Below are 24,020 nucleotides of genomic sequence, written 5' to 3' on the forward strand. Positions count from 1 at the left end.
GAGGATGGCGCGGTCGGCACCCAGCGCCAGCGCGGTGCGCAGTTGCTCCTGAGCGGTGGACGGGCCGACGGAGACGACGACGATTTCAGTCGCAACGCCCTTCTCTTTCAGGCGTACGGCTTCTTCCACAGCGATCTCGCAGAACGGGTTCATCGACATCTTGACGTTGGCAAGATCGACGCCGGAATTGTCCGCCTTGACGCGAACTTTCACGTTGTAATCCACAACGCGTTTGACAGCTACAAGAACCTTCATGGATTCCTCGTTACTCTCCGGTGAAAAGAAAGTCGCCTAGGCGAACCTGGCGGTTGATGCTCATCGGGCGCAAGGGCACCTCTAAAAACGCCGGCACGGGTGCCAAGTGACCATCGCTCATCCCATTCATGACCGTTCGTCAGTGGTGACCGACGAGTCATTGAATCTGGCGACGTGTAAACTGCGCGCTGCGCATCACTCGTACTGCCATCGCCCTGTCTTTAGAGGTGCTCTTGAAACCATCAGTCAGCCTACGGCGAGCGCAAAACCGCCCGTATCTTGACCGGAACACCTATTCCGGTCAATACGGAAAAATAGCCGTTCATAAGCCTGCTGACTTTGATTTCTCTGGCTTTGAGCCAATTCAAACAAACGTTTGTATTGGACCCTGAGAGTGGTGTAGATATAATGCGCCACCCAAAAGTGAAAGGTGGTCGATCGATTGTCCTCTCCCGATGATGCACCGGGATTCATGGATGCGACACCAAACCTTAAAAATTAGAAAAAAACTGTTGAGCCTTGAGTAGGAGATAGCCTGTGGAACGCGAATACATGGAATTCGACGTGGTCATCGTCGGTGCCGGCCCCGCTGGCCTGTCCGCCGCCTGCCGCCTGAAGCAGAAGGCCGCCGAAGCCGGTAAGGAAATCAGCGTCTGCGTGGTTGAAAAAGGCTCCGAAGTTGGCGCTCACATCCTCTCCGGTGCGGTGTTCGAACCCCGCGCCCTGAACGAATTATTCCCGGACTGGAAAGCACTCGGCGCGCCGCTCAACACGCCGGTCACCCGCGACGACATCTTCGTATTGAAGAACGCTGAAAGCGCGCAGAAAATTCCAGACTTCTTTGTGCCCAAGACCATGCACAACGAAGGCAACTACATCATCTCCCTCGGCAACCTGTGCCGCTGGCTGGCCCAGCAGGCCGAGAACCTGGGCGTAGAGATCTACCCGGGCTTCGCCGCTCAGGAAGCGCTGTTCGACGAGAACGGCGTGGTTCGCGGGATCATCACCGGTGACCTGGGCGTCGATCGCGAAGGCCACCCGAAAGAAGGCCTGTACACCCCGGGCATGGAACTGCGCGGCAAATACACGCTGTTCGCCGAAGGCTGCCGTGGCCACATCGGCAAGCAGCTGATCAAGCGCTTCAATCTCGACAGCGAGGCCGACGCCCAGCACTACGGCATCGGCCTGAAAGAAATCTGGGAAGTCGACCCGGCCAAGCACCAGCCAGGCCTGGTGGTCCACACCGCCGGTTGGCCGATGGACATCATGGGCACCGAAAACACCGGTGGCTCGTTCCTCTACCACCTGGAAAACAACCAGGTCGTGGTGGGCCTGATCGTCGACCTGTCCTACAGCAACACCTTCCTGTCGCCGTTCGACGAGTTCCAGCGCCTCAAGCATCACCCGGTGCTCAAGCAGTACCTGGAAGGCGGCAAGCGCATCAGCTACGGCGCACGTGCCATCTGCAAGGGCGGCCTGAACTCGCTGCCGAAGATGGTCTTCAAGGGCGGCGCGCTGATCGGTTGCGACCTGGGCACCCTCAACTTCGCCAAGATCAAGGGCAGCCACACCGCGATGAAGTCCGGCATGCTGGCCGCAGAATCGGTGGCGGATGCGCTGTTCGCCGAGAAGGACGGCAGCGAAGAACTGACCACCTACGTCGACGCGTTCAAGAAGAGCTGGCTGCACGAAGAACTGTTCGCCAGCCGTAACTTCGGCCCGGCGATCCACAAGTTCGGCGCCATCGTCGGCGGCGGTTTCAACTGGTTGGACCAGAACATCTTCGGCGGTAAACTGCCGTTCACCCTGCACGACACCAAGCCCGATTACGCTTGCCTCAAGCTCGCGGCCGACTGCAAGAAGATCGACTACCCGAAACCGGACGGCAAGATCAGCTTCGACAAACTCAGCTCGGTGTTCATCTCCGGGACCAACCACGAAGAAGAGCAGCCGTGCCACCTCAAGCTGACCGATCCGAGCATCCCGATCAGCAAGAACCTGCCGCTGTACGACGAGCCTGCCCAGCGCTACTGCCCGGCCGGCGTGTATGAAGTGGTGACCAAGGAAGACGGCGAGAAGCGATTCCAGATCAACGCCCAGAACTGCGTGCACTGCAAGACCTGTGACATCAAGGACCCTTCGCAGAACATCACCTGGGTCACCCCGGAAGGTGCCGGCGGCCCGACTTACCCGAACATGTAAGCCGAACGCCTGACAAACAAATGCCCCGACTTGTCGGGGCATTTGCGTTTCTGGAGCCAAAAAAATGCCCGCATCTTTCGATACGGGCATTTACTTTACTGGCTATCCCTTTACGAGCGGACTGGCGAACCGACCACGGCAGCCTCACGACGTTTGTTCTTGATGCCGTAGCAAACCCACATGAACACCAGCCACACAGGAATCGCGTACACCGAGATCTGAATCCCCGGGATCAACAGCATCACGCCCAGGATGAACACCACGAACGCCAGGCAGACGTAGTTCCCGTACGGGTACCACAGCGCCTTGAACAGCGGCGTCTGGCCGGTCTTGTTCATGTGCTGGCGGAACTTGAAGTGCGAGTAGCTGATCATCGCCCAGTTGATCACCAGGGTGGCCACCACCAGCGACATCAGCAGTTCCAGCGCGCTTTGCGGGATCAGGTAGTTCAACAACACCGCGATCAACGTCACCGCGGCCGAGGCCAAAATCGAACGCACCGGCACGCCGCGCTTGTCGATCTTCGCCAGGGCTTTGGGTGCATCACCCTGCTCGGCCATGCCCAGCAACATGCGGCTGTTGCAGTAGGTGCCGCTGTTGTACACCGACAACGCCGCCGTCAGGACCACGAAGTTGAGGATGTGCGCGGCGGTGTTGCTGCCCAGCATCGAGAACACTTGCACGAAAGGGCTGCCGCTGTAGGAATCGCCCGAGGCGTTCAGGGTCTGCAACAGGCTGTCCCACGGGGTCAGGGACAGCAGGATCACCAGTGCGCCAATGTAGAAAATCAGGATCCGGTAGATCACCTGGTTGATGGCTTTGGGGATCACGGTTTTCGGCTTGTCGGCCTCGGCAGTAGTGAAACCGAGCATTTCCAGGCCGCCGAAGGAGAACATGATGATCGCCATGGCCATCACCAGACCGCTGACGCCATTGGGGAAGAACCCGCCATGGGACCAGAGGTTGCTCACCGCCGCCTGCGGGCCGCCATGGCCACTGACCAGCAGGTAGCTGCCCAGGCCGATCATGCCGACGATCGCCACGACCTTGATGATCGCAAACCAGAACTCGGCCTCGCCAAAGACTTTGACGTTGGCCAGGTTGATCGCGTTGATCAGCACGAAGAAGGCCGCCGCCGTTGCCCAGGTCGGGATTTCCGGCGCCCAGTAGTGAATGTACTTGCCGACCGCGGTCAGCTCGGACATGCCCACCAGGATGTACAGGATCCAGCAGTTCCAGCCCGACAGGAAGCCGGCGAAACCGCCCCAGTATTTGTGCGCGAAGTGGCTGAAAGAACCGGCTACAGGCTCTTCGACGATCATTTCGCCCAGTTGGCGCATGATCATGAAGGCGATGAAGCCGCAGATGGCGTAGCCGAGGATCATCGACGGACCGGCAGATTTCAGCACCCCGGCCGAGCCGAGGAACAGACCGGTACCGATGGCGCCGCCGAGGGCGATCAATTGGATGTGGCGATTTTTCAGGCCGCGTTTCAGCTCGCCTGAATGCGAGTTTTGTCCACTCATGAAAAGGGTCTCACGCAAGGTTTGATGAGGGTCGGAAGACTTGGCTGCTTGAAAGAAACGTTAAGCGGCACCGATCAAACCCCAGCGCAGGCACCAGGAGTTCAGCGTATTTACAACGGTCATGCGTCACCTGTTTGTTTTTATCTGTGACGAAATCGAACCCGACGCGCTCGTGACGCGGCGGAGTGAACAAGGCGGATAGCCTTGAGGTTTGCGCGGGTGCGCAGGAGGTCACAGGTAAAACGCGGCGCATTGTACACCGCCACCCCCCCGCTGCCAGACACCACCGAGCCAGTTGCACCCTGTACGACAGGCATGGCGCGCATGACACCCTGCATGGGGTGGGGAAACAAGCGGGTCAGAGCGCTCGGGATAATGATGGAAGATGGCGAAGCGGAAGAATTTTCTTACAGTATTGGGAAGGTGTCGAATCCATGAGGAGGAAAACCGGATTTTGTCAGGTTTACGTTACACCCCGTAAATATGGGTTTCCACGTTGGGTTCGGTGGTGACTTTACTGGCGCCTTCGCGAGCAAGCCCGCTCCCACAGAGGCACTCATTTCAACGGTGGCAGCCCGGTCCCACAGAGGCACGCGTTTCAAAGGTTGCAGCCCGCTCCCACAGGGGCACGCGTTTCAAAGGTGGCAGCCCGCTCCCACAGGGGCACGCGTTTCAAAGGTGGGAGCGGGCTTGCTCGCGAAGAGGCCCTCAGATGCCCCAAAGATCCAAAGTCGAGCCGAAAAAAAACGCCAACCCGAAGGTTGGCGCTCTTCACTTGCCGCTAGAAGCTTGTAGCTTGCGGCTGCTTCACTCCGGCTTCTTGCGACCAAACCCCGGACGCTGGCCGGTACCGGCCGGTGCGCCGCGACGCTTGCCCGACGGCTTGTCGCCGTCGACCAGCTTGATCCCAGGACGCTTCGGCGCAGGCTTGGCCGGGCGCTTGGTTTCCACAGGACGGTCAGCCACTGGCGTGCCACGACCCGCTGGCGCGCCACGGCCTTCACCACGCTCGGTGCGACCATTGGCCGGACGCGGCGTACGCGGGCCACGCTCGCCATCCGGACGGGCAGCCGGCTTGCGACGTTCACCTTCGATCTGCGGTTCGCGGCTGGTGCGCGGGCTGGTAGCCGGCGCATCAGCGGCTGGACGCAAGGTGCGCACGCGCTCGGTGCGAGCCATCGGACGCGAAGATTTACGCTGCATCCGATCGAGCTTGTCCTTGCTCTTGGCGTTCAGTTGCGGCATCGCCACCGGGGTCAGGCCGACTTCAGCGCTGAGGGTGTCGACTTCGTACTGACTCATTTCGCGCCAGCGGCCCATCGGCAGGTCGGAGTTGAGGAACACCGGGCCGAAACGCACGCGCTTCAGACGGCTGACCACCAGGCCCTGGGATTCCCACAGACGACGTACTTCTCGGTTGCGACCTTCCATCACCACGCAGTGGTACCAGTGGTTGAAGCCTTCGCCGCCCGGTGCCTGCTGGATATCGGTGAAACGCGCCGGACCGTCTTCGAGCACCACGCCCGCCTTGAGGCGCTCGATCATCTCGTCGTCGACTTCACCGCGTACACGCACGGCGTATTCACGGTCCATTTCGAAGGACGGGTGCATCAGGCGGTTGGCCAATTCACCGTCGGTGGTGAACATCAGCAAACCGGTGGTGTTGATGTCCAGGCGACCGACGTTGATCCAGCGGCCTTCTTTCGGACGCGGCAACTTGTCGAACACGGTCGGACGACCTTCCGGATCGACGCGGGTGCAGATTTCGCCGTCAGGCTTGTTGTACATGATCACGCGGCGAACCGACTCGGCGGCTTCCTCGCGCTTGATCACCTTGCCATCGATGGTGATGGCGTCGTGCATATCGACACGCTGACCAAGGGTCGCGTCCTTGCCGTTGACCTTGATCCGGCCATGGCTGATCCAGGCTTCCACGTCACGGCGCGAGCCAACGCCGATACGGGCGAGGACTTTCTGCAGTTTTTCGCCTGCTGGGCCGATGGGCTGGTCGTCTTTCTGGTCGTTGATACTCATTCTGGGCACCTCCCGGTGTGGTCTGAAGACTGGGTACTCGGGCGAAGGGATCGCCGAAGGGTCGCGAATCATACGCGCATGAGGGCGTTTGCGCATCACAGAGTAGTTGATCAGTGCTGGGTCGATGGCTTTTCCGCCGACCGGTGGCAAATCCACCCCCTGTGGGAGCGGGCTTGTTCGCGAATGCGGTGGGTCAAGCAAAAATGATGTCGGCTGACACGCCCTCTTCGCGAGCAAGCCCGCTCCCACAGTAATGCTGTTCACTTAAGGACGAATACTTTATCCGTGGCGAGGGAGCTTGCTCCCGCTGGGCTGCGCAGCGCCCTAAAAGACGGGTCTGCTGCGCAGACCAGCGGGAGCAAGCTCCCTCGCCACGGGGTGTGCTTCATCTTAACGCAGGGGTTTTTGGTGATCCTGGAACTTGGGATCAGTCCTCGAACTGGCGACGTTCGGCTTCGATGGCTTCGGCCAGGGCTAGCGCTTCGGCTTCTTCGTCGCTGAGTTCAGGTTTCGGTTGTTCGAGAGCGGCGACGGCGGCCAGGAGTTTTTCTCGTGCCTCGGCGACGCCAAGGACGTCGTCTTGCTGCTCCGGTTCCATTTCCGGCTCGGGCTCGATCTGCACGTCTTCGGTTTCCGGTGGCACCTCGGCAATTTCCGGATCAGGCTCGGACACCTCACCATCACGCAACAAATCATCGAAATCGGTCTTGATCCCCTCCTCCATACTGTCCAGTTCCAGCAACAGCGTGTGGAAACTGGTTTCCTCCTTGGGCTCTTCCGGCTCGGCGCTGGCATCGGCCAGTTCCTGCAAGGCGGCAGGCACCGGGGCGTCGTCGAAATCGAGCACCGGGTCGGGCTCCAGCTCACGCAGCTCGGCCAGCGGCGGCAGGTCGTCGAGGTTTTTCAGGTTGAAGTGATCGAGAAACGCCTTGGTGGTGGCGAACATCGCAGGTTTGCCCGGCACGTCGCGGTAACCGACGATACGGATCCACTCGCGCTCCATCAGGGTCTTGACGATCTGGCTGTTGACCGCCACGCCCCGCACATCCTCGATCTCCCCCCGGGTGATCGGTTGGCGATAGGCAATCAGCGCGATGGTTTCCAACATGGCGCGGGAATAGCGTTGCGGGCGCTCTTCCCACAAACGCCCGACCCAGGGCGAAAACTTCTCGCGGATCTGCAGGCGATAACCGGACGCCACCTCTTTCAATTCAAATGCGCGGCCATCACAGGACTTGCCCAGAATGGTCAGGGCTTTCTTGAAAACCGCCGGCTCCGGCCGCTCGCCCTCTTCGAAGAGTTCGAACAGGCGCTCCATCGATTGGGGTTTTCCCGAGGCCAACAGAAAGGCTTCGAGCAGGGGTGCGAGCTCGCGGGGTTCACTCAGGTTCATGATTCAACTCGTTATTCGGCTCGGGCTCGCACGTGGATCGCTGCGAACGGCTCATTCTGCACCAGCTCGACCAAGGATTCCTTGACCAGCTCGAGGATTGCCATAAAGGTCACTACCACGCCGAGACGCCCTTCCTCGGCGGTGAACAATTCGACAAAGGGCACGAAACCGCCGCCCTTGAGCCGCTCGAGCACGTCGCTCATACGCTCGCGGGTCGACAGGGCTTCGCGGCTGACCTGGTGGCTTTCGAACATGTCGCCCCGGCGCAGCACCTCGGCCATCGACAGCAGCAACTCTGACAGGCGCACATCCGGCAACAGCTTGCGCGCCCGGGCTTCGGGCGCATCGAGCTTGGGCACCACCACATCACGGCCGACACGGCTCAGGCCGTCGATACCTTCGGCGGCGGCCTTGAAACGTTCGTATTCCTGCAGGCGGCGGATCAGTTCGGCCCGCGGGTCTTCTTCCTCGTCCTCGACGGTTTCCGCCCGAGGCAGCAGCATCCGCGACTTGATCTCGGCCAGCATCGCGGCCATCACCAGGTACTCGGCGGCCAGCTCCAGGCGCACCGACTGCATCAATTCGACGTAGCCCATGTACTGGCGGGTGATCTCCGCCACCGGGATGTCGAGGATGTTGATGTTCTGCTTGCGAATCAGGTACAGCAGCAGGTCGAGCGGGCCTTCAAAGGCTTCGAGGAAGACTTCCAGCGCATCGGGCGGGATGTACAGGTCCAGCGGCATTTCCATGACCGCCTGGCCATAGACCATGGCGAAGGGCAGCTCTTGCTGGGCGCCGGCCTGACTGTCGACGGGTTCCACTGCGGACATCTAGGCCTCGGCCATGAACGGCGCAGGGTCGCCGCAACCGACGCGGATCACTTCCGGCTCGCCATCGGCCAGGCTGATCACGGTCGACGCCTTGATCCCGCCAAAACCGCCATCGATGATCAGGTCGACCTGATGTTCGAGCAACTGGCGCATTTCGTAGGGATCGGTGAGCGGGTCTTCTTCGCCGGGCATGATCAGGGTCACGCTCATCAAGGGCTCGCCCAACTCGGCCAACAGCGCCAATGCGATCGGATGGCTGGGCACCCGCAAGCCTATCGTGCGTTTTTTCGGGTGCAACAGCAGCCGCGGCACTTCGCGGGTGGCGTTGAGAATGAAGGTGTAGGGACCCGGCAAGTGCGCCTTGAGAATACGGAACGTGCCGGTGTCGATCTTGGCGAACAGCCCCAGTTGCGAAAGATCGCTGCAGATGAGCGCGAAGTTGTGCTTCTCATCCAGCTGACGCAGGCGCCGAACACGCTCCACGGCCACCTTGTCGCCGATCTGGCAACCGATTGCGTAGGAAGAGTCCGTGGGATAGATCACCACCCCGCCGTTGCGAATGATCTCGACGGCCTGTTTGATCAGGCGCGGTTGCGGGTTTTCCGGATGAATCTGGAAAAATTGACTCACATTCTCTACCTGTTCAGACGACGGCAATAATTGGGTCATGTTTGAACCGACACCACAGTGGTGGCAGATCCTCCGGGAGCGGGCGGTATTCGCCGATCTCGGACCAGCCTCCAGGGCCATGAAAATCACTGCCGGCGCTGACCAGCAGACCGAACTCGCGGGCCAGAATGGCCAGGCTGCCCACTTGCTCGGCGGGCTGATGACCATTGACCACCTCGATCGCGTGGCCCCCTGCTTGAATATAGTCGCTGATCAGGCGGCGACGCTTGCTACGGGTGAAATCATAATGCCATGGGTGGGCCAGACTGACCCAGGCCTTGGCCGCTCGCAGGGTCTCGACGGTTTCTTCCAGGGTCGGCCAGTGTTGCTTGACGTCACCCAGCTTGCCCGCGCCCAGCCATTTGCGGAACGCTTCGGCGCGATCCTTGACGAAACCTTCACGCACCATCCAGTCGGCGAAATGCGGGCGGGCCGGCGCGTTGCCGCTGTCGCCCAGGGCCTGCTGAATCTCCCGTGCACCGTCGAGCGCACCGGGCATGCCTTTGAGCGCAAGCTTGCGGCTTATCTCTTCGGACCGTAGCCAGCGGCCATCGTGCAACTTGGCGATGGCTTCGACCAACGGTGCGGCATCGACGTCGAAACCGTAGCCCAGCACATGAATGGTCGCACCGCCCCAGGTGCAGGACAGCTCGACGCCGTTGACCAGTTGCATCCCCAGCGCAGTCGCAGCGGTTCGCGCCTCTTCGAGGCCTTCAAGGGTGTCGTGATCGGTCAGGGCCAGGACTCGCACGCCGTGCTCGAACGCACGCGCTACCAGAACCGCAGGCGCCAGGGCGCCATCGGAGGCCGTGCTGTGGCAGTGCAAATCAACATTCACGGGGCTTTGTAACCTCAAATCAGCTGGCGCTATCGCGCGCCCATATGTTTGTTATTATGCCGCCACATCCTGCTTCTGGCTGCCACTGTGAAACAATTCATCGATTTCATCCCGCTCCTGCTGTTTTTCATCGTCTTCAAAATCGATCCGCGGGTCGTCGACGTCGCCGGCCACGAGGTCACTGTAGGCGGTATCTACAGCGCCACCGCGATGCTGATCATCAGTTCGCTGGTGGTCTACGGCACGCTGTTCATCAAACAGCGCAAGCTGGAAAAGAGCCAGTGGCTGACCCTCATCGCCTGCCTGGTCTTCGGCAGCCTGACCCTGGCGTTCCATAGCGAAACCTTCCTCAAATGGAAAGCCCCGGTGGTCAACTGGCTGTTCGCCCTGGGTTTCATCGGCAGCCACTTCATCGGTGACCGACTGCTGATCAAACGCATCATGGGCCACGCGCTGACCCTGCCGGATCCTGTCTGGACCCGCCTGAACATCGCCTGGATCGTTTTCTTCCTGTTTTGCGGTGCCGCCAACCTGTTCGTCGCGTTCACTTTCCAGAGCTACTGGGTCGACTTCAAGGTCTTCGGCAGCCTGGGCATGACGCTGCTGTTCCTGGTCGGCCAGGGGATCTACCTGTCCCGCCACCTGCATGACGCCGATACCACATCGCCCAAAACCGAGGACTGACATGCTTTACGCAATCATTGCCACAGACGTCGCCAACTCCCTGGAAGCCCGCCTGGCTGCACGGCCGGCGCACCTTGAGCGCCTGCAGGTACTCAAGGGCGAAGGTCGCATCGTACTGGCCGGACCGCACCCGGCGGTCGACAGCAACGATCCGGGCGCTGCGGGTTTCACCGGCAGCCTGATCGTCGCCGAGTTCGAATCCCTGAGCGCCGCCCAGGCCTGGGCCGATGCCGATCCGTACATCGCCGCCGGCGTCTACGCCAACGTTTCGGTCAAGCCGTTCAAGCAAGTCCTGCCTTAAAGTCCCCTCGCGGTGAACCTAATCGGTTCACCGTGCTCTCAATCGCTCATTATTCTCGTTTGCCGGCCGACAACTTCCCAATACCCGTATTGGAACCAGGAGTCGCGATGCGCAAAGGTCCGTTGTGTCTGATGTTGGTCACGTTGTCGATCGTGGCCCCCGCCCACGGTGAAGAACACGCCGAGGGCACGAGCTCGACGCCACTGTCACTGAGCGCCGGCAGCCAGATAAACGAGTTGCAGCAACGCTTGAAAGAAAGCGAGCGGCAACGGGAAGAACTGAACAAACAATTGCAGACTGCCGATGGCGAACGCGAGAGCGCGCAGTTGGCCCGGTTGCGCCAAGAGAACCAGCGACTGAAGCTGCAACTCAAGGAAGCTCAGGCCGGCAGCGTCATTCCACGCTTGCTGACCGATCAGCAACAGTGGTTCGTCGTTGGCGCCGGGGTTGCACTATTGGCCCTGCTCTGCGGTATCTTCGCCAGTGGTGCAAGTCGAAAACGTCGACAATGGCTAAATTGAGTGAGTCATGAGCGAGCTGTTACTGATTGATGATGACCAGGAGCTGTGTGAACTCCTGAGCAGTTGGCTGAGCCAGGAAGGCTTTCAGGTCCGTGCCTGCCACGATGGCCAGAGCGCCCGTCGCGCCTTGGCCGAAACCTCCCCGGCGGCGGTGGTGCTGGACGTGATGCTGCCAGACGGCAGCGGCCTGGAGTTGCTCAAGCAACTGCGCAGCGATCACCCGGACCTGCCGGTGCTGATGCTGTCGGCCCGGGGCGAACCGCTGGACCGTATTTTGGGCCTGGAGCTAGGCGCCGACGATTACCTGGCCAAACCCTGCGACCCACGGGAACTGACAGCCCGCCTGCGCGCCGTACTGCGCCGCAGCCACCCGCCAGCCGTCTCGAGCCAGGTCGAACTGGGCGACCTGTGTTTCAGCCCGGTGCGCGGCGTGGTCAGCATCGATGAACAGGAATTCACCCTCACGGTGTCCGAGAGCCGTCTGCTCGAAGCCCTGCTCAAGCAGCCCGGCGAGCCGCTGGACAAACAGGAACTGGCGCAAATCGCCCTCGGCCGCAAGCTGACGCTGTACGACCGCAGCCTGGACATGCACGTGAGCAACCTGCGCAAGAAAATCGGCCCCCACCCCGACGGCCGCCCGCGCATCGTGGCGCTGCGCAGCCGGGGCTACTACTACAGCCTTTGATCTCGCGTGGGAACTGGCTTGCCAGCGCCCACGGGTTATTCGTTTTGTCAGGAACGTAAGAAACCGTCTTTACCCAAGCTTTACGCTCCGCTGACCGCCGCTGACCTTGATCTCCGTAATCTGTACTCATCCGGAACGTACCGGGAATGAGACAAGGAGATACACCATGCGCAAGACTCTTATCGCTCTGATGTTCGCCGCCGCCCTGCCTACCGTGGCCATGGCCATGCCTGAAGGCGCAGGCCCAATGGGTGGCCCGCTGGACGGTGCACGCCACGGCGGTCAGATGCACGGCATGCACGGCAAGGGCCCCTACAGCCAGCTGGACCTGAGCGGCGAACAGCGCGAGCAGATCCGCAAGATCATGGGCGAGCAGATGCACGAACGTAAGCAAGTGGTCGACAAGTACCTGGAGAAACTCTCGCCAGCCGACCAGAAAGCCATGAAAGACGAAATGGCCGCCAACCACAAAAAAGCCGAAGCTGACGTCCGGGCGCTGCTGAAACCGGATCAACAGAAGAAATTCGACGAGATCCAGAAGAAACAGGCTGAGCGTCGCGCCGAATGGGCCGAGTTCAAGGCGTGGAAAGCGCAGCAACCGCAAAAAGCGCAATAATGCGATAACCAGAGACCCAACGGCCAACACCGTTGGGTCTTTTTGCTACCGTCTGAATGTGGGAGCGGGCTTGCTCGCGAAAGCGGTGTGTCAGGCAACAGATTCTTATCTGATAAACCGTTTTCGCGAGCAAGCCCGCTCCCACATGGATTGCATTCCAATCGGCAAATCAGGCCAATGCTTTCTTGCTCGAGGATTTTCTGTGCGTTCATTGTTCTGGCGTATCCTGGCCAGCTTCTGGCTGGCCATCGCTCTGGTTGCAGGGCTGTCGATTCTGCTCGGCCACATGCTCAACCAGGACGCGTGGATTCTCAGTCGCCATCCAGGCCTCAACACCCTGGCCGAACAGTGGACACAAACCTATGAATCCCAGGGCGAAGAAGCCGCCCAGGACATTCTGGAACAGCGCAAAAAGCAGTATCACATCGACGTCCAGGTGCTCAACGAGAGCGGCGACCCGGTGGTACGCGGCACCTTCCCCAAGCGCGCAGCGGCCTTCGAAGCACGCCAGAACAACGATGACCGCCGTCTGCCATGGCGCCGCCTGACCGATGAATACACCAGCGAAAAAACCGGCGATACCTACCTGCTGATCTATCGTATCCCCCACCCCGAACTCGATGCCTGGCACCGTGAAAGCCTGCTCTGGCCGCTCAGTGCGCTGGGCATAGCCCTGGTGGTGCTGACCCTGTTCAGCCTGTTTGTGACGCTGTCCATCACCCGCCCGCTCAGCCGCTTGCGCGGCGCGGTGCATGATCTGGGGCAAACTACCTATCAGCAGAACAGTCTGGTGAAGCTGGCCAACCGTCGTGACGAATTCGGCGTGCTGGCCAATGACTTCAACCGCATGGGGGCACGTCTGCAAAGCCTGATCGGCAGCCAGCGCCAATTGCTGCGCGATGTCTCTCACGAATTGCGTTCACCCCTGGCGCGCCTGCGCATTGCCCTGGCCCTGGCGGAACGGGCGTCCCCCGAAGAACGGGAAAAGCTCTGGCCGCGCCTGACCCGCGAGTGCGATCGGCTCGAAGCCTTGATCAGTGAAATTCTGGTGCTGGCCCGGGTCGATGCCGACAACGCCAGCGCCGAAGACGTCGACCTCAACGCGTTGCTCAACACCCTGCAAAAGGACGCGCAACTGGGCTCGCCAGATCAACTGGTTCATCTCGAAGCCGAGGCACAACTGAATCTGAAAGGTTGGCCGACCATGATCGAGCGCGCCGTGGACAATCTGCTGCGCAATGCCCAGCGCTTCAACCCGGTGGGCGGCCTGCCGATCGAAATGCAGGCGCTGCGCCATGGCGAACGGATCGTGGTCACCGTGCGCGATCACGGCCCGGGCGTCGACGCCGAACATCTGGGGCAGTTGGGTGAGCCGTTTTACCGGGCACCGGGGCAAACGGCGGCCGGTCACGGCCTGGGTCTGGCCATCGCCCGCCGCGCGGCGGAGCGACACGGCGGCAACCTGATACTGGCCAATCACCCGGAGGGCGGGTTCATTGCCAGCCTGGAATTGCCCCTGGTGCCGGGAGCTGTCGTCCAGCCCTGATCCCTGTGGGAGCGGGCTTGCTCGCGAAAGCGGTCATTCAGTCGATATCAACGTTGACTGGCACACCGCCTTTGCGAGCAAGCCCGCTCCCACACTTGATCGGTGGCGTCAGAGCTTTCCTGGCCAGGCACTGACGAACTCTGCCAGCTCCACCTTTTCCGCCACACGCGGTTCCTTCTGCGGCGTGCCCAGGTACAGGAACGCAATCACCTCTTCGCCTTCCGCCAGGCCCAGGCCTTTGGCCACATGGGGCGAATAGGCCAGCTCACCGGTACGCCACACCGCACCAATGCCCTGCGCGTAAGCCGCCAGCAAAATGCCATGGGCCGCACAGCCAGCGGCCAGCAGTTGCTCGGATTTCGGATACTTGATGTGATCCTGTACCCGGGCAATCACGACCACCACCAAGGGTGCCCGCAGCGGGCCGTTGCGTGCCTTGTCGATGGCCGCTTCAGTGACTTCGCCATCCTGCAACTTCGCCGCCTCGGCCAGCAACTCGCCCATTTGCTCACGTGCCGCGCCTTCGACCGTCAGGAACCGCCAGGGCTGCAAATGGCCGTGATCCGGCGCCCGCATGGCTGCGCCGAACAGCACTTCGCGCTGCGCCTGGGTCGGTGCCGGTTCGATCAGTCGCGGAACGGAAACACGGTTGAGCAAAACGTCGAGAGCCTGCATCGGCCACCTCCAGAGAAAAATGTGCGGCTATTCTAGCTGCAAGTAGCCCCGCAGTGCCGGTTTACATGCCCTGCCCCACAGGTAGAATGGCGCCCTTGCCCACCACAGCCGAGCGGATTTCATGGCGTTGCCGACCTTGCGTCTCATTGGTTTCATCATCGGCATCTTCCTGATTACCCTGGCCATCGCCATGGTCGTGCCCATGGCCACGCTGGTGATCTTCGATCGCACCGGCGACCTGCCGTCGTTTCTCTGGGCCAGCATGATCACCTTTGTCGGCGGCCTCGCCCTGGTCATTCCCGGGCGCCCCGAGCATGTTCATCTGCGGCCGCGGGACATGTACCTGCTGACCGTCAGCAGTTGGCTGGTGGTGTGCATCTTCGCCGCGCTGCCGTTTTTGCTGACCCAGCACATCAGCTACACCGATTCGTTCTTCGAAAGCATGTCCGGGATCACCGCCACCGGCTCCACGGTGCTCACGGGGCTGGACAGCATGTCCCCAGGCATCCTGATGTGGCGCTCGTTGCTGCACTGGATTGGCGGCATCGGCTTCATCGGCATGGCCGTGGCGATCCTGCCGCTGTTGCGCATCGGCGGCATGCGGCTGTTCCAGACCGAATCGTCCGACCGCTCGGAAAAAGTCATGCCCCGCTCGCACATGGTGGCGCGCCTGATCGTGGCGGCGTATGTCGGCATCACCATTCTCGGCAGCCTGGCCTTCTGGTGGGCCGGGATGAGCCTGTTCGATGCAATCAACCATGCCATGTCGGCGATTTCCACCGGTGGGTTCTCCACCTCGGACCAATCCCTGGCCAAGTGGACGCAACCGGCGGTGCACTGGGTGGCGATCGTCATCATGATTCTGGGCAGCCTGCCGTTCACCCTGTACGTGGCGACGTTGCGCGGCAATCGCCGGGCGCTGATCAAGGATCAGCAGGTTCAGGGTTTGCTGGGCATGTTGCTGGTGACCTGGCTGGTGCTCGGCACCTGGTACTGGTGGACCACCCAGTTGCATTGGCTGGACGCGCTGCGGCATGTGGCGCTGAACGTGACCTCGGTGGTGACCACCACCGGTTTCGCCTTGGGGGACTACAGCCTGTGGGGCAATTTCTCGTTGATGCTGTTCTTCTATCTGGGCTTCGTGGGCGGCTGCTCGGGTTCGACCGCCGGCGGGATCAAGATTTTCCGCTTCCAGGTGGCCTACATCCTGCTCAAGGCCAACCTTAACCAGTTGATTCACCCGCGGGCGGTGATCAAGCAGAAGTACAACGGCCACCGTCTTGACGAAGAGATCGTGCGGTCGATCCTGACCTTTTCCTTCTTCTTCGCCATCACCATCTGCGTGATTGCGCTGCTGCTATCGCTGCTGGGCGTGGACTGGATGACCGCCCTCACCGGTGCGGCCAGCACCGTGTCCGGCGTCGGCCCAGGCCTGGGCGAGACCATCGGCCCGGCGGGCAATTTCGCGTCCCTGCCGGACGCCGCCAAGTGGATTCTGTCGTTCGGCATGCTGCTGGGCCGACTGGAGATCATTACTGTGTTTGTGCTGTGTATTCCGGCGTTCTGGCGTCATTGACCGCTGCCGGCATCTGCAGCAGCCGCGCCCGGTACTCGCCGGGCGTGGTGTCGAACCAGCGGCGGAAGGCGCGGAAAAAGTTGCTCGGATCGGCGAAGCCCAGCAGGTAGGCAATTTCCAGCAGGGTCATGGTCGGCTGCGCCAGGTACTGCTCGGCCAGTTCGCGCCGGGTGTCATCCAGCAGGGTCTGGAAACTGGTGCCCTCCTCCTGCAAGCGGCGCTGCAAGGTGCGTTGTGACAGGTGCAGCGTCTGCGCCACGGCATCGCGCTTGGGTTCGCCCTGGGGCAACAGGCGGCACAGCACCTGACGCGCCTTGTGGGTCACGCGGCTTTCGGAAAACCGCGCCAGGTATTCACCGGCAAAGCGATCGTGCAACAGCGCCATGGCCTCGTTGGCCGTCGGCAGCGGCGCTTCCATGTCCGCCCGCTCGAAAATCAGCGCGTCGTACGGCGCGTTGAACACCAGCGGTGCATGGAAGGCTTGTTTATAGGGTTCGAGATTGGCCGGCTGGTCGCCCTGCACCAGCACCTTGCGCGGGTGCAGCGTGCGCCCGGTCAGCCAGCCGCACAATGCAAGGGCGCAGGCCAGTGAGGCTTCGGCGCTTTGCCGGGTGGGTGGCAGATGGTCACCGTGCACCGTCAGGATCAGCGCGTAGCCTTCATCCAGCAGGCGGAAGCTCAGGTCGGCGCTTTCAGCGATGATCCGCTGATAACGCACCAGGCGCTTGAAGCCCTCGGCCAGGGTCTGGCTGGACATCAGGGCGTAGCCGGTCACATGGAACTGCGCCGGTCGCACCACCTTGCCCATGTTCAGGCCGATCGCCGGGTTGCCGGAGAGCTCGACGGCGCGTTGCCACAGTCGTGTCATGGAATCCTGCGGGAAGCGGGCGTCCGGATCGTCCAGTGCCGCAAAGTCGAGCCCCAGCTGATTGAACAGAACCCGGCAATCCAGGCCGTCCATTTCCAGTGCTTTGACAATCCCCATCGCCCAGCTTGCAGAAGTCGTTCGTTCGCTCATGTCGGGTTCTTGCATGATGAGCCGCAATCACGGCCAATTTCCCAAGGATACTAAAGTGGCGCCGATTGTCACTGGCTGACGCCATTGTTCACTCTAGACTCAAATAAGCTACCCGCAGAACAACTTGCAGTCAGAACAATAACCACAGAGATCGCAGTCGTGGAAAACATCAGACGATTCAACAGCTTCGCCGAGTTCTACCCCTATTACCTCAGCGAACACAGCAACAGTACCTGCCGGCGCCTGCATTTCATCGGTACCACCCTGGTGATTTTCATCCTGGCGCTGACCATTGGCCGGGGTGCGTGGATGATGCTCTGGCTCCTGCCGCTGGCTGGCTACGCCTTCGCCTGGGGCGGGCACTTCTTCTTTGAAAAAAATCGTCCGGCGACCTTCCAGCATCCTTTCTACAGCCTGCTCGGTGATTTCGTCATGTATCGGGACATGATCCTGGGACGCGTGCCGTTCTAGACCACAGGAGAATCGCCGATGAATGCCAATGCTCGCTTTACCCACATGAAGGATGGCACCCAGGAAGACTGGGCGATCATCGCCGCTGACTTCAGCGCCTATGCCCGCCAGTTGCCGTCACGGATCGTGGCGCATTTGAAGCTGTTGGAAGGTGATTTCGGCGGGTTCCCCGTGGATCGCCTGACCCACTCCCTGCAAACCGCCACCCGCGCCTGGCGTGATGGCCGCGACGAAGAATACGTGGTTTGCGCATTGCTCCATGACATCGGCGACACCTTGGGCTCCTACAACCATCCCGACATCGCCGCGGCGATTCTCAAGCCGTTCGTCAGCGCCGACAATCTGTGGATGGTGGAGAAGCACGGGATTTTCCAGGGGTATTATTTCTTCCATCACCTGGGCATGGACCGGCATCTGCGCGAGCAATTCAGCGACCACCCGCAGTATCAGGCGACCATCGAGTTCTGCGCCAAGTACGATGCTGCGGCGTTCGATCCGGGGTATGACACGCTGCCGCTGAGCTTTTTCGAGCCGATGATGGAGCGGTTGTTCGCGCAGCCGAAGCATTCGATCTACAAGGCGGCGATGCAAGAGCACGCGCCGGCCTGACGAGCCCAGCGGGACGCCTTCCGGCCCTTGTGGCGAGGGAGCTTGCTCCCGCTGGGCTGCGTAGCGGCCCCAAAGCCGACTGCTGCGCAGCCGACCGGGAGCAAGCTCCCTCCCCACAAACCGAATCAGGCAGGCTCCGCCACTTTCACAGCCTTCAACTGTGCTTCCCGCGCCTGGGCATCGGCCAACCGGTACAACTCGATCGTGCCATCCCAATGCTCGATCAGCGCCGTGCACGACTCCACCCAATCGCCGCAATTGAGGTAATCCACCTCACCGACCTTGCGGATCTCGGCATGGTGAATGTGCCCGCAAACCACGCCGTGCAGTTCGCGCTTGACGCACTCATGGGCGATGGCTTCTTCGAAGTCGCTGATGAAGCTGACCGCGGTCTTGACCTTGTGCTTGAGGTACGCCGACAGCGACCAGTAGCCGTAGCCATACCGGGCGCGCCAATGGTTGAGCCAGCGGTTGAGAGTCAGGGTGAATTCGTAGGCCGAATCGCCCAGAAACGCCAGCCAACGGTGGTAGCGGGTAATCACGTCGAACTGATCGCCGTGGATCACCAGCAGATGCCGGCCGTCGGCAGTCACGTGGACCGCTTCGTCCACCAACTGGATATTGCCCAGGATCAGCTTGGAATAACGACGCAGGAACTCGTCGTGGTTGCCGGTGACGTAGATCACCTCCGTGCCGCGCTTGCTCATGGTCAACAGGCGGCGGATCACGTTGGTGTGTGCCTGCGGCCAGTACATGCCGCCGCGCAGTTTCCAGCCATCGATGATGTCGCCGACCAGGTAGATTTTGTCCGCGTGATAGCCCTTGAGGAACTGGGACAAGTGCTCGGCCTGGCAATCACGCGTGCCCAGGTGCACGTCGGAGATCCACAGGGTCCGCACACGTTGCTTACGGCTGGGTTTGGCGAGCTCGGCGCTGGTCATGGGCAACCCTCAGGACAAGTTTTGGCAAGCTTGCGCCGCTCGGGTTAATCGCCCATGACAACGGCAAGTCAGTCCTGTGACAGCGCGCCCCGGCCCCGTCGGTGTAGACTGTTTTTCTGAATCTTCAGAGCCGCCGCGAGACCCGCGATGAGAACGATCCTCACCCTGCGCCAATACACCGAAGACCTGATCGTCCACAGCCATGAGCACGCCCAATTGGTGTTCGGCTTGTCGGGTGCGCTGGATTTCGAGGTCGACGGGCGTGGCAGTCAGGTGGTCCGGCAGAGTTTCGTGGTGGTGCCCTCGGGTTTTCATCATGCCTGCGGTAGCGCCAATGGCAGCCGCTGCCTGGTGCTGGATGTGCCCGGCGAGCAATGGCTTGAGCAATCGCTGGGCGAGCATGCGCAGGCCAGTCGACGGTTGCTCGACAACGCCGGCCGGTTGTCGCTGGATGCCGGGCAAAGTCAGTTGGTCAATTGGCTGGCCAACAGCCCGGTCGCTGACCCGGTGATTGCGCAACAGGGGGCGGTGCTGTTGCTGGCCAGCCTCAACAATGCCACGCCCGACAGCGTGGGCGGTCGACGCCTGCCCTATGCCGCGCTCAATGCGCACATCGACCAGTACGCGGCCTACCCTTTGCAAGTCGCCGATCTGGCTCGCGTGGCCGGCCTTTCCAGCGCCCGCCTGCATGCGCGGTTCGTGGCCGAATGCGGGCAGACGCCGATGGATTACATCCGCAGCCGACGCCTGCACAAGGCCGTGGCATTGTTGCGCGATTCGGCCTTGCCCATTGGCGAGATTGCCGCTCGAGTCGGCTACAACTCCCAGAGTGCTTTTTGCGCCGCGGTGCTGCGCGAGTTCGGCGCCTCCCCCGGTGCGTTGCGGCGCGAGGCTGGCGACAAAAGACGATAGTCTGGCGACAGACAGGGACAGGCGTTGCGCGATTAAATGCAACGTGTGTTCATACATTTCTCAAGGATCGCCATGACTCCCCGTACCGCCCTTGGCGCTTTGCATATCGGCGCATTGATGTTCGGCCTGACCGGTGTGTTCGGCAAACTCGCCGCCGCGTCCCCGGCCGTCATCGTCTTTGGCCGGGCGGTGTTCGCGGTGCTGGCCTTGGCATTTTTCGTCCGTTTCGCCAGCAGTGGCCGCTGGCAAACACTCGAAGCGCTGGATTGGCGCCGACTGCTGCTCAGCGGTCTGTTACTGGCCGGCCACTGGGTGAGTTTCTTCATTGCCGTGAAGGTCGCCGGGGTGGCCATTGCGACGTTGGGATTTGCCAGTTTCCCGGCCTTTACCGTGATCCTCGAGGGGCTGATTTTCCGCGAGCGGATCCGTGCCAACGAAATCCTGCTGGTGGCGCTGGTGAGCATCGGACTGGTACTGGTGACACCTGACTTCGATCTGTCCAGCGGCGCCACCACCGGCCTGCTCTGGGCCGTGGCTTCCGGCTTGCTGTTCGCCCTGCTGTCATTGACCAACCGCGCCAGCTCCGCACGCATCCCCCCGGTGCAGGCGGCATTGTGTCAAAACGTGGTGGTCGCGTTGTGCCTGTTGCCGGTGGCGGCACCGCAATTGAGCGACGTGCGGGCCATGGACTGGCTGTGGATCGCACTGCTGGGCATCTTCTGCACCGGCGTTGCCCACAGCCTGTTCGTGGCCAGCCTGGCGGTGATCAAGGCGAGGACCGCCGCCGTGGTGTTTGCCCTGGAGCCGGTGTACGGCATCACCGTGGCCTGGCTGTTGTTCGATGAAAACCCGACCCTGCGGATGCTGGGAGGCGGTGCCTTGATCATCGTGGCGATTGTGGTGTCCAGCCGGCTGTCCGGCAGCTCAAGCAAGAAAACCGTGGCGGCCGAAGCCGCGTCTCACTGAGTCCGGTCGTTGTGGCCCAGGTCGCGGTCCGGGTCTATTTGATCGCGAACCCGCTGCTTGAGCACCTTGGCCTCGGGGAAGCCGCCGTCGGCCTTGCGCTCCCAGATCTGGACGTCGTCGCAGAAAATGAGGAACACCCCGCCCGTGCCGGGCACCAGGGATACTTTGCCGAGGTCGTCGCCAAAGGTACTGAGCAGTTCCTGGGCCAGCCAGGCGGCTCGCAGCAGCCACTGGCACTGGGTGCAATAGGTGATGACGATTTCCGGTTTCTGAGAGGGCATGCTGGGCGACGTTCCTGAAAACTTGTAGGAGCGAAGCTTGATCGCGATGCGGGTCATGCGCAATGTCTGTCAGACCGCGTTATCGTTCATCGCGAGAAAGCGTGGCTCCTACAGGCGTCATCGGATGCCGGCCAGCAGGCTGCGGGCCGTTTGTTTGAGCGGTTCGTCTGCTTCCTTGAGCAACTCGTTGAGCAGTGCGATGGCGCTGTCCAGATCGCCATCATCGATGCAGGTCTGGGCCTGTTCCAGTTTGCCGGCGTTGTCGGAGTCGAACGGCTCGACGTTCAGTGGCTCAAGCTCCAGCGATGCACCGGGTTCGCTGAACTCATCGAGAAAGCGGTCGTCGAGGGAATGCGAAGCCGGCTGGATATCCCAATCGATCTCTGGCTCGGGCAACAACGGCTCGTTGAGGAACGGATCCGAATGCGCGGTCTCCTCCATCGGTCCCAAGTCCCAGTTGGTGTCCATCGACAACTCATCCAGGTTCAACTGAAACTCGTCCGCCGGTGCGGGCTTTTCAGGTGCAACGATGGGGACAAAGACGGGGGCCGCGACAGCCGGCGGGGCAACGGGTCCCAGTTTTGGATGGCGGGCACGGATGTCTTCAAGTGTCTGCGCATCGAACCCGGCGTTGCGCAGACTGGCCTCCTGCCCGTCATAGGCCGCCACATCGCCCTGCTTGCCAAGCACTTCCAGCAATTGCACGGCAAGATCGGTGCGCTGGGGCTCCTTGTCGATGGCCTCACGCAACAGGCCGATGGCTTCGGCATGGCGGCCATAGGTCAGGTAGACCGCAACCGCTTCCAGCACATCGCTGGCAGGTGTCTCGTCATGGTGTGCGCGAGGCAACACCACCGCTTGCGATTCTGCGGGGTTGAGCAGCGGCTCCTGACGAGGTGACTGACTGTTTGTGGCGTGGATCGCAGGATCAGTCTGGCGACGCCGACGAAGCCAGACGATCAGCAAACCAAGCACGATCAGCAGCAACAATCCGCCAACCAGAAGCCAGTTTGTCCCAGGCTCCTCGTTGGTGACGGGCGCCGGTGCCGGTGCCGGTGCCGGTGACACCGCAGCAGGCGCCACGGGCTCTGGTGGAGCCTGCTTTGCCTCGGTCAATTGCGCCTGCAGTTCGCTCACCTGTTTCTTTTGCTCAGCGATCTGCTCGTTCTGTGCCTGAATTTTCGCGTTGAGCTCATCGAGGGTGGCTTGCAACTGCTGGTTCTGCAGAACGCTGGCAGCCAGTTGCTCGGCAAGGGGATCCGGCGGGGGTGGGTTGGCAGGTTTGGGCGATGTTTGTTTGGACGCAGGCTTGGGCGCAACGGCGGGTTGGACACTTGGAAACGCCGATGGCGGCTGACTGGCGACCGGTTCGTCGGTGGCGGGCTCAATGCCTGGCGTTCCGGGCGGATCGATCAGCACCGTGTACTCGCGCAGCAAGCGGCCGTTGGGCTGATTGAGTTGCACCAGAAAATTCAGGAAGGGTTCAGTGACCGGTTTGCCGGACGTCACCTGAATCAGCTTGCGATTACCCCGCAGCACAGGGGTGAACTTCAAGTCGTTGAGGAAGAACACCCGCTCGACACCCGCGCGACTGAACTCGTCCGGCGTGGCTAGGCTGACCGAGAGCTCGCCCTCCTCCAGACCGACGGCATCCACCAGGCTGATATCGGCACGCAACGGCTGATTCAGCGCCGAATGCAGGGTGATATCCCCCAGCCCCAATGCCGGCGCCAATGCCGACCAACAGACAGCGGTGCCGGCCAGCAACCCGCTGGCGCAACACCTTACCACGACCCGCAGACTTCCAAGCATGAGCATCCCTTAGGTAACCAGAACCAACTTGCACGCGTTCGCACTTGCGGTACGAACACGATATTGCCCAGTAGTTCTTATAGTCGGCTCATTGCGGTAACTCAAAAACCTGATGCGATTGACTGCCTCAAGATTTTTCCAGGTTGGCCAGAATGTGACCGTGAACCCGCATGCAGATCTTCAAATCCGCCTCATCGACGCCCTCGAACAGCTCCAGGCGCAATTGGTTGGCAATGGTTTCGATTTGGTCGATCAGCGGACGCGCAGGCGTACAGAGGACGATTTTCTTTGCGCGACGGTCTTCCAGCACGGACTGGCGTTGCACCAGGCCCTGGCTCTCCAGGCTGTCGAGCAGCCGGGCCAGGGTCGGGCCTTCGACGCCGACGCTTTGCGCCAGCTCACGTTGGGTTGGGGCTTGATCGAAGCGTGCCAGGTGCAGAAGTACCAGCCAGCGAGCCTGGGACAACCCCAGGCCTGCCAGGCGGCGGTCCAGTTCGGCGCGCCAGCCGCGAGACATCTGGGCCAATTGCATGCCAAAGCGGTGTTGATCGGTTAACGGCATAAAACACTCATGGTCAGGCTGAAATAGAGAAATACTAATTATTAGTCAGCTAAGCATGAGCCTCGACTGGAGGCAAGAGGTGTTCTGTAGTGAATCG

General features: G+C 61.3%; 24 protein-coding genes and 1 pseudogene. 12 read left to right on the forward strand and 13 right to left on the reverse strand.

The window, feature by feature from the left end; translation table 11 throughout:
- A pseudogene (locus B0W55_RS19300) lies at nt 1-255 on the reverse strand (electron transfer flavoprotein subunit beta/FixA family protein); the annotation flags it as partial.
- 537 nt (nt 256-792) lie between these two features.
- Between B0W55_RS19300 and B0W55_RS19305 the strand changes: the two are divergent.
- On the forward strand, nt 793-2,457 hold the full coding sequence (locus B0W55_RS19305; protein WP_077047512.1) for an electron transfer flavoprotein-ubiquinone oxidoreductase: 1,665 nt from the start codon (nt 793-795) through the stop codon (nt 2,455-2,457).
- 110 nt (nt 2,458-2,567) lie between these two features.
- Here B0W55_RS19305 and B0W55_RS19310 read toward each other — a convergent pair whose 3' ends face one another.
- From B0W55_RS19310 to B0W55_RS19340, 6 genes are all read right to left on the reverse strand, one after another.
- Nucleotides 2,568-3,983, reverse strand: a complete 1,416-nt coding sequence (locus B0W55_RS19310) for an amino acid permease (protein ID WP_077047513.1) — start codon at nt 3,981-3,983, stop codon at nt 2,568-2,570.
- Between the two features lie 807 nt (nt 3,984-4,790).
- Nucleotides 4,791-6,017 (reverse strand): 23S rRNA pseudouridine(2605) synthase RluB, encoded by a 1,227-nt coding sequence (rluB, locus tag B0W55_RS19320; protein ID WP_077047515.1) that lies wholly within the window; start codon nt 6,015-6,017, stop codon nt 4,791-4,793.
- 427 nt (nt 6,018-6,444) lie between these two features.
- Nucleotides 6,445-7,410, reverse strand: coding sequence for an SMC-Scp complex subunit ScpB (gene scpB / locus B0W55_RS19325; RefSeq protein WP_077047516.1), 966 nt, complete (start codon nt 7,408-7,410; stop codon nt 6,445-6,447).
- Between the two features lie 11 nt (nt 7,411-7,421).
- Complete coding sequence (locus tag B0W55_RS19330; protein WP_172901685.1) at nt 7,422-8,120, reverse strand: ScpA family protein; 699 nt, start codon at nt 8,118-8,120, stop codon at nt 7,422-7,424.
- Nucleotides 8,121-8,240: 120 nt separating this feature from the next.
- A complete protein-coding gene (locus tag B0W55_RS19335) occupies nt 8,241-8,870 on the reverse strand; it encodes an L-threonylcarbamoyladenylate synthase (RefSeq protein ID WP_139340941.1) in 630 nt (209 codons plus the stop codon).
- Nucleotides 8,871-8,883: 13 nt separating this feature from the next.
- The gene (locus B0W55_RS19340; RefSeq protein WP_077047518.1) at nt 8,884-9,747 is read right to left on the reverse strand and encodes a PHP domain-containing protein; all 864 of its coding nucleotides are present in this window, start codon (nt 9,745-9,747) and stop codon (nt 8,884-8,886) included.
- Nucleotides 9,748-9,834: 87 nt separating this feature from the next.
- Here B0W55_RS19340 and B0W55_RS19345 point away from each other — a divergent pair, with 87 nt between their 5' ends.
- The 6 genes from B0W55_RS19345 (at nt 9,835) to B0W55_RS19370 (ending at nt 14,100) form a co-directional block, all read left to right on the forward strand.
- A complete protein-coding gene (locus tag B0W55_RS19345) occupies nt 9,835-10,431 on the forward strand; it encodes a septation protein A (protein ID WP_077047519.1) in 597 nt (198 codons plus the stop codon).
- 1 nt (nt 10,432) lies between these two features.
- The gene (locus B0W55_RS19350; RefSeq protein ID WP_077047520.1) at nt 10,433-10,732 is read left to right on the forward strand and encodes a YciI family protein; all 300 of its coding nucleotides are present in this window, start codon (nt 10,433-10,435) and stop codon (nt 10,730-10,732) included.
- Nucleotides 10,733-10,839: 107 nt separating this feature from the next.
- On the forward strand, nt 10,840-11,253 hold the full coding sequence (locus tag B0W55_RS19355; RefSeq protein WP_077047521.1) for a translation initiation factor 2: 414 nt from the start codon (nt 10,840-10,842) through the stop codon (nt 11,251-11,253).
- A gap of 7 nt (nt 11,254-11,260) precedes the next feature.
- Entirely contained in the window at nt 11,261-11,938 is a 678-nt protein-coding gene (locus B0W55_RS19360) for a response regulator transcription factor (RefSeq protein WP_077047522.1), read from the forward strand.
- 166 nt (nt 11,939-12,104) lie between these two features.
- Nucleotides 12,105-12,554, forward strand: coding sequence for a Spy/CpxP family protein refolding chaperone (locus B0W55_RS19365; protein WP_077047523.1), 450 nt, complete (start codon nt 12,105-12,107; stop codon nt 12,552-12,554).
- A 202-nt stretch (nt 12,555-12,756) separates the two neighbouring features.
- Complete coding sequence (locus tag B0W55_RS19370) at nt 12,757-14,100, forward strand: cell wall metabolism sensor histidine kinase WalK (protein WP_077047524.1); 1,344 nt, start codon at nt 12,757-12,759, stop codon at nt 14,098-14,100.
- Nucleotides 14,101-14,208: 108 nt separating this feature from the next.
- Here the strand turns inward: B0W55_RS19370 and B0W55_RS19375 are convergent, their stop codons facing one another.
- The gene (locus B0W55_RS19375; protein ID WP_077047525.1) at nt 14,209-14,775 is read right to left on the reverse strand and encodes an NAD(P)H nitroreductase; all 567 of its coding nucleotides are present in this window, start codon (nt 14,773-14,775) and stop codon (nt 14,209-14,211) included.
- A 121-nt stretch (nt 14,776-14,896) separates the two neighbouring features.
- Here B0W55_RS19375 and B0W55_RS19380 point away from each other — a divergent pair, with 121 nt between their 5' ends.
- Nucleotides 14,897-16,351 carry a TrkH family potassium uptake protein gene (locus tag B0W55_RS19380; protein ID WP_077047526.1) on the forward strand — a complete coding sequence of 485 codons (1,455 nt, stop codon included), beginning with the start codon at nt 14,897-14,899 and terminating at the stop codon, nt 16,349-16,351.
- Here B0W55_RS19380 and B0W55_RS19385 read toward each other — a convergent pair.
- Nucleotides 16,308-17,369, reverse strand: a complete 1,062-nt coding sequence (locus B0W55_RS19385) for an AraC family transcriptional regulator (protein ID WP_077047527.1) — start codon at nt 17,367-17,369, stop codon at nt 16,308-16,310. The genes B0W55_RS19380 and B0W55_RS19385 overlap by 44 nt on opposite strands.
- A 159-nt stretch (nt 17,370-17,528) precedes the next feature.
- Between B0W55_RS19385 and B0W55_RS19390 the strand changes: the two genes are divergently transcribed.
- Together B0W55_RS19390 and B0W55_RS19395 are read left to right on the forward strand one after the other, a co-directional pair.
- The gene (locus B0W55_RS19390; RefSeq protein ID WP_077047528.1) at nt 17,529-17,840 is read left to right on the forward strand and encodes a DUF962 domain-containing protein; all 312 of its coding nucleotides are present in this window, start codon (nt 17,529-17,531) and stop codon (nt 17,838-17,840) included.
- 18 nt (nt 17,841-17,858) lie between these two features.
- The gene (locus B0W55_RS19395) at nt 17,859-18,449 is read left to right on the forward strand and encodes an HD domain-containing protein (protein WP_077047529.1); all 591 of its coding nucleotides are present in this window, start codon (nt 17,859-17,861) and stop codon (nt 18,447-18,449) included.
- A 125-nt stretch (nt 18,450-18,574) separates the two neighbouring features.
- Here the strand turns inward: B0W55_RS19395 and B0W55_RS19400 are convergent, their stop codons facing one another.
- Nucleotides 18,575-19,390 (reverse strand): UDP-2,3-diacylglucosamine diphosphatase, encoded by an 816-nt coding sequence (locus tag B0W55_RS19400; protein ID WP_077047530.1) that lies wholly within the window; start codon nt 19,388-19,390, stop codon nt 18,575-18,577.
- Nucleotides 19,391-19,537: 147 nt separating this feature from the next.
- Here B0W55_RS19400 and B0W55_RS19405 point away from each other — a divergent pair, with 147 nt between their 5' ends.
- Both B0W55_RS19405 and B0W55_RS19410 read left to right on the forward strand, forming a co-directional pair.
- Complete coding sequence (locus B0W55_RS19405; RefSeq protein ID WP_077047531.1) at nt 19,538-20,302, forward strand: AraC family transcriptional regulator; 765 nt, start codon at nt 19,538-19,540, stop codon at nt 20,300-20,302.
- A 72-nt stretch (nt 20,303-20,374) separates the two neighbouring features.
- Nucleotides 20,375-21,268, forward strand: a complete 894-nt coding sequence (locus tag B0W55_RS19410; RefSeq protein ID WP_077047532.1) for a DMT family transporter — start codon at nt 20,375-20,377, stop codon at nt 21,266-21,268.
- Here the strand turns inward: B0W55_RS19410 and B0W55_RS19415 are convergent.
- The 3 genes from B0W55_RS19415 to B0W55_RS19425 form a co-directional block, all read right to left on the reverse strand.
- Nucleotides 21,262-21,549, reverse strand: a complete 288-nt coding sequence (locus tag B0W55_RS19415) for a SelT/SelW/SelH family protein (protein ID WP_077047533.1) — start codon at nt 21,547-21,549, stop codon at nt 21,262-21,264. The two genes, B0W55_RS19410 and B0W55_RS19415, sit on opposite strands and share 7 nt — an antisense overlap.
- Before the next feature lie 117 nt (nt 21,550-21,666).
- Complete coding sequence (locus tag B0W55_RS19420; RefSeq protein ID WP_077047534.1) at nt 21,667-23,361, reverse strand: FimV/HubP family polar landmark protein; 1,695 nt, start codon at nt 23,359-23,361, stop codon at nt 21,667-21,669.
- Between the two features lie 127 nt (nt 23,362-23,488).
- Nucleotides 23,489-23,923, reverse strand: coding sequence for a MarR family transcriptional regulator (locus tag B0W55_RS19425; protein ID WP_077047535.1), 435 nt, complete (start codon nt 23,921-23,923; stop codon nt 23,489-23,491).
- Nucleotides 23,924-24,020: the final 97 nt, after the last annotated feature.

Origin of the sequence: Pseudomonas sp. KK4 (genome assembly GCF_001984065.1) — a bacterium.
GTDB lineage: Bacteria > Pseudomonadota > Gammaproteobacteria > Pseudomonadales > Pseudomonadaceae > Aquipseudomonas.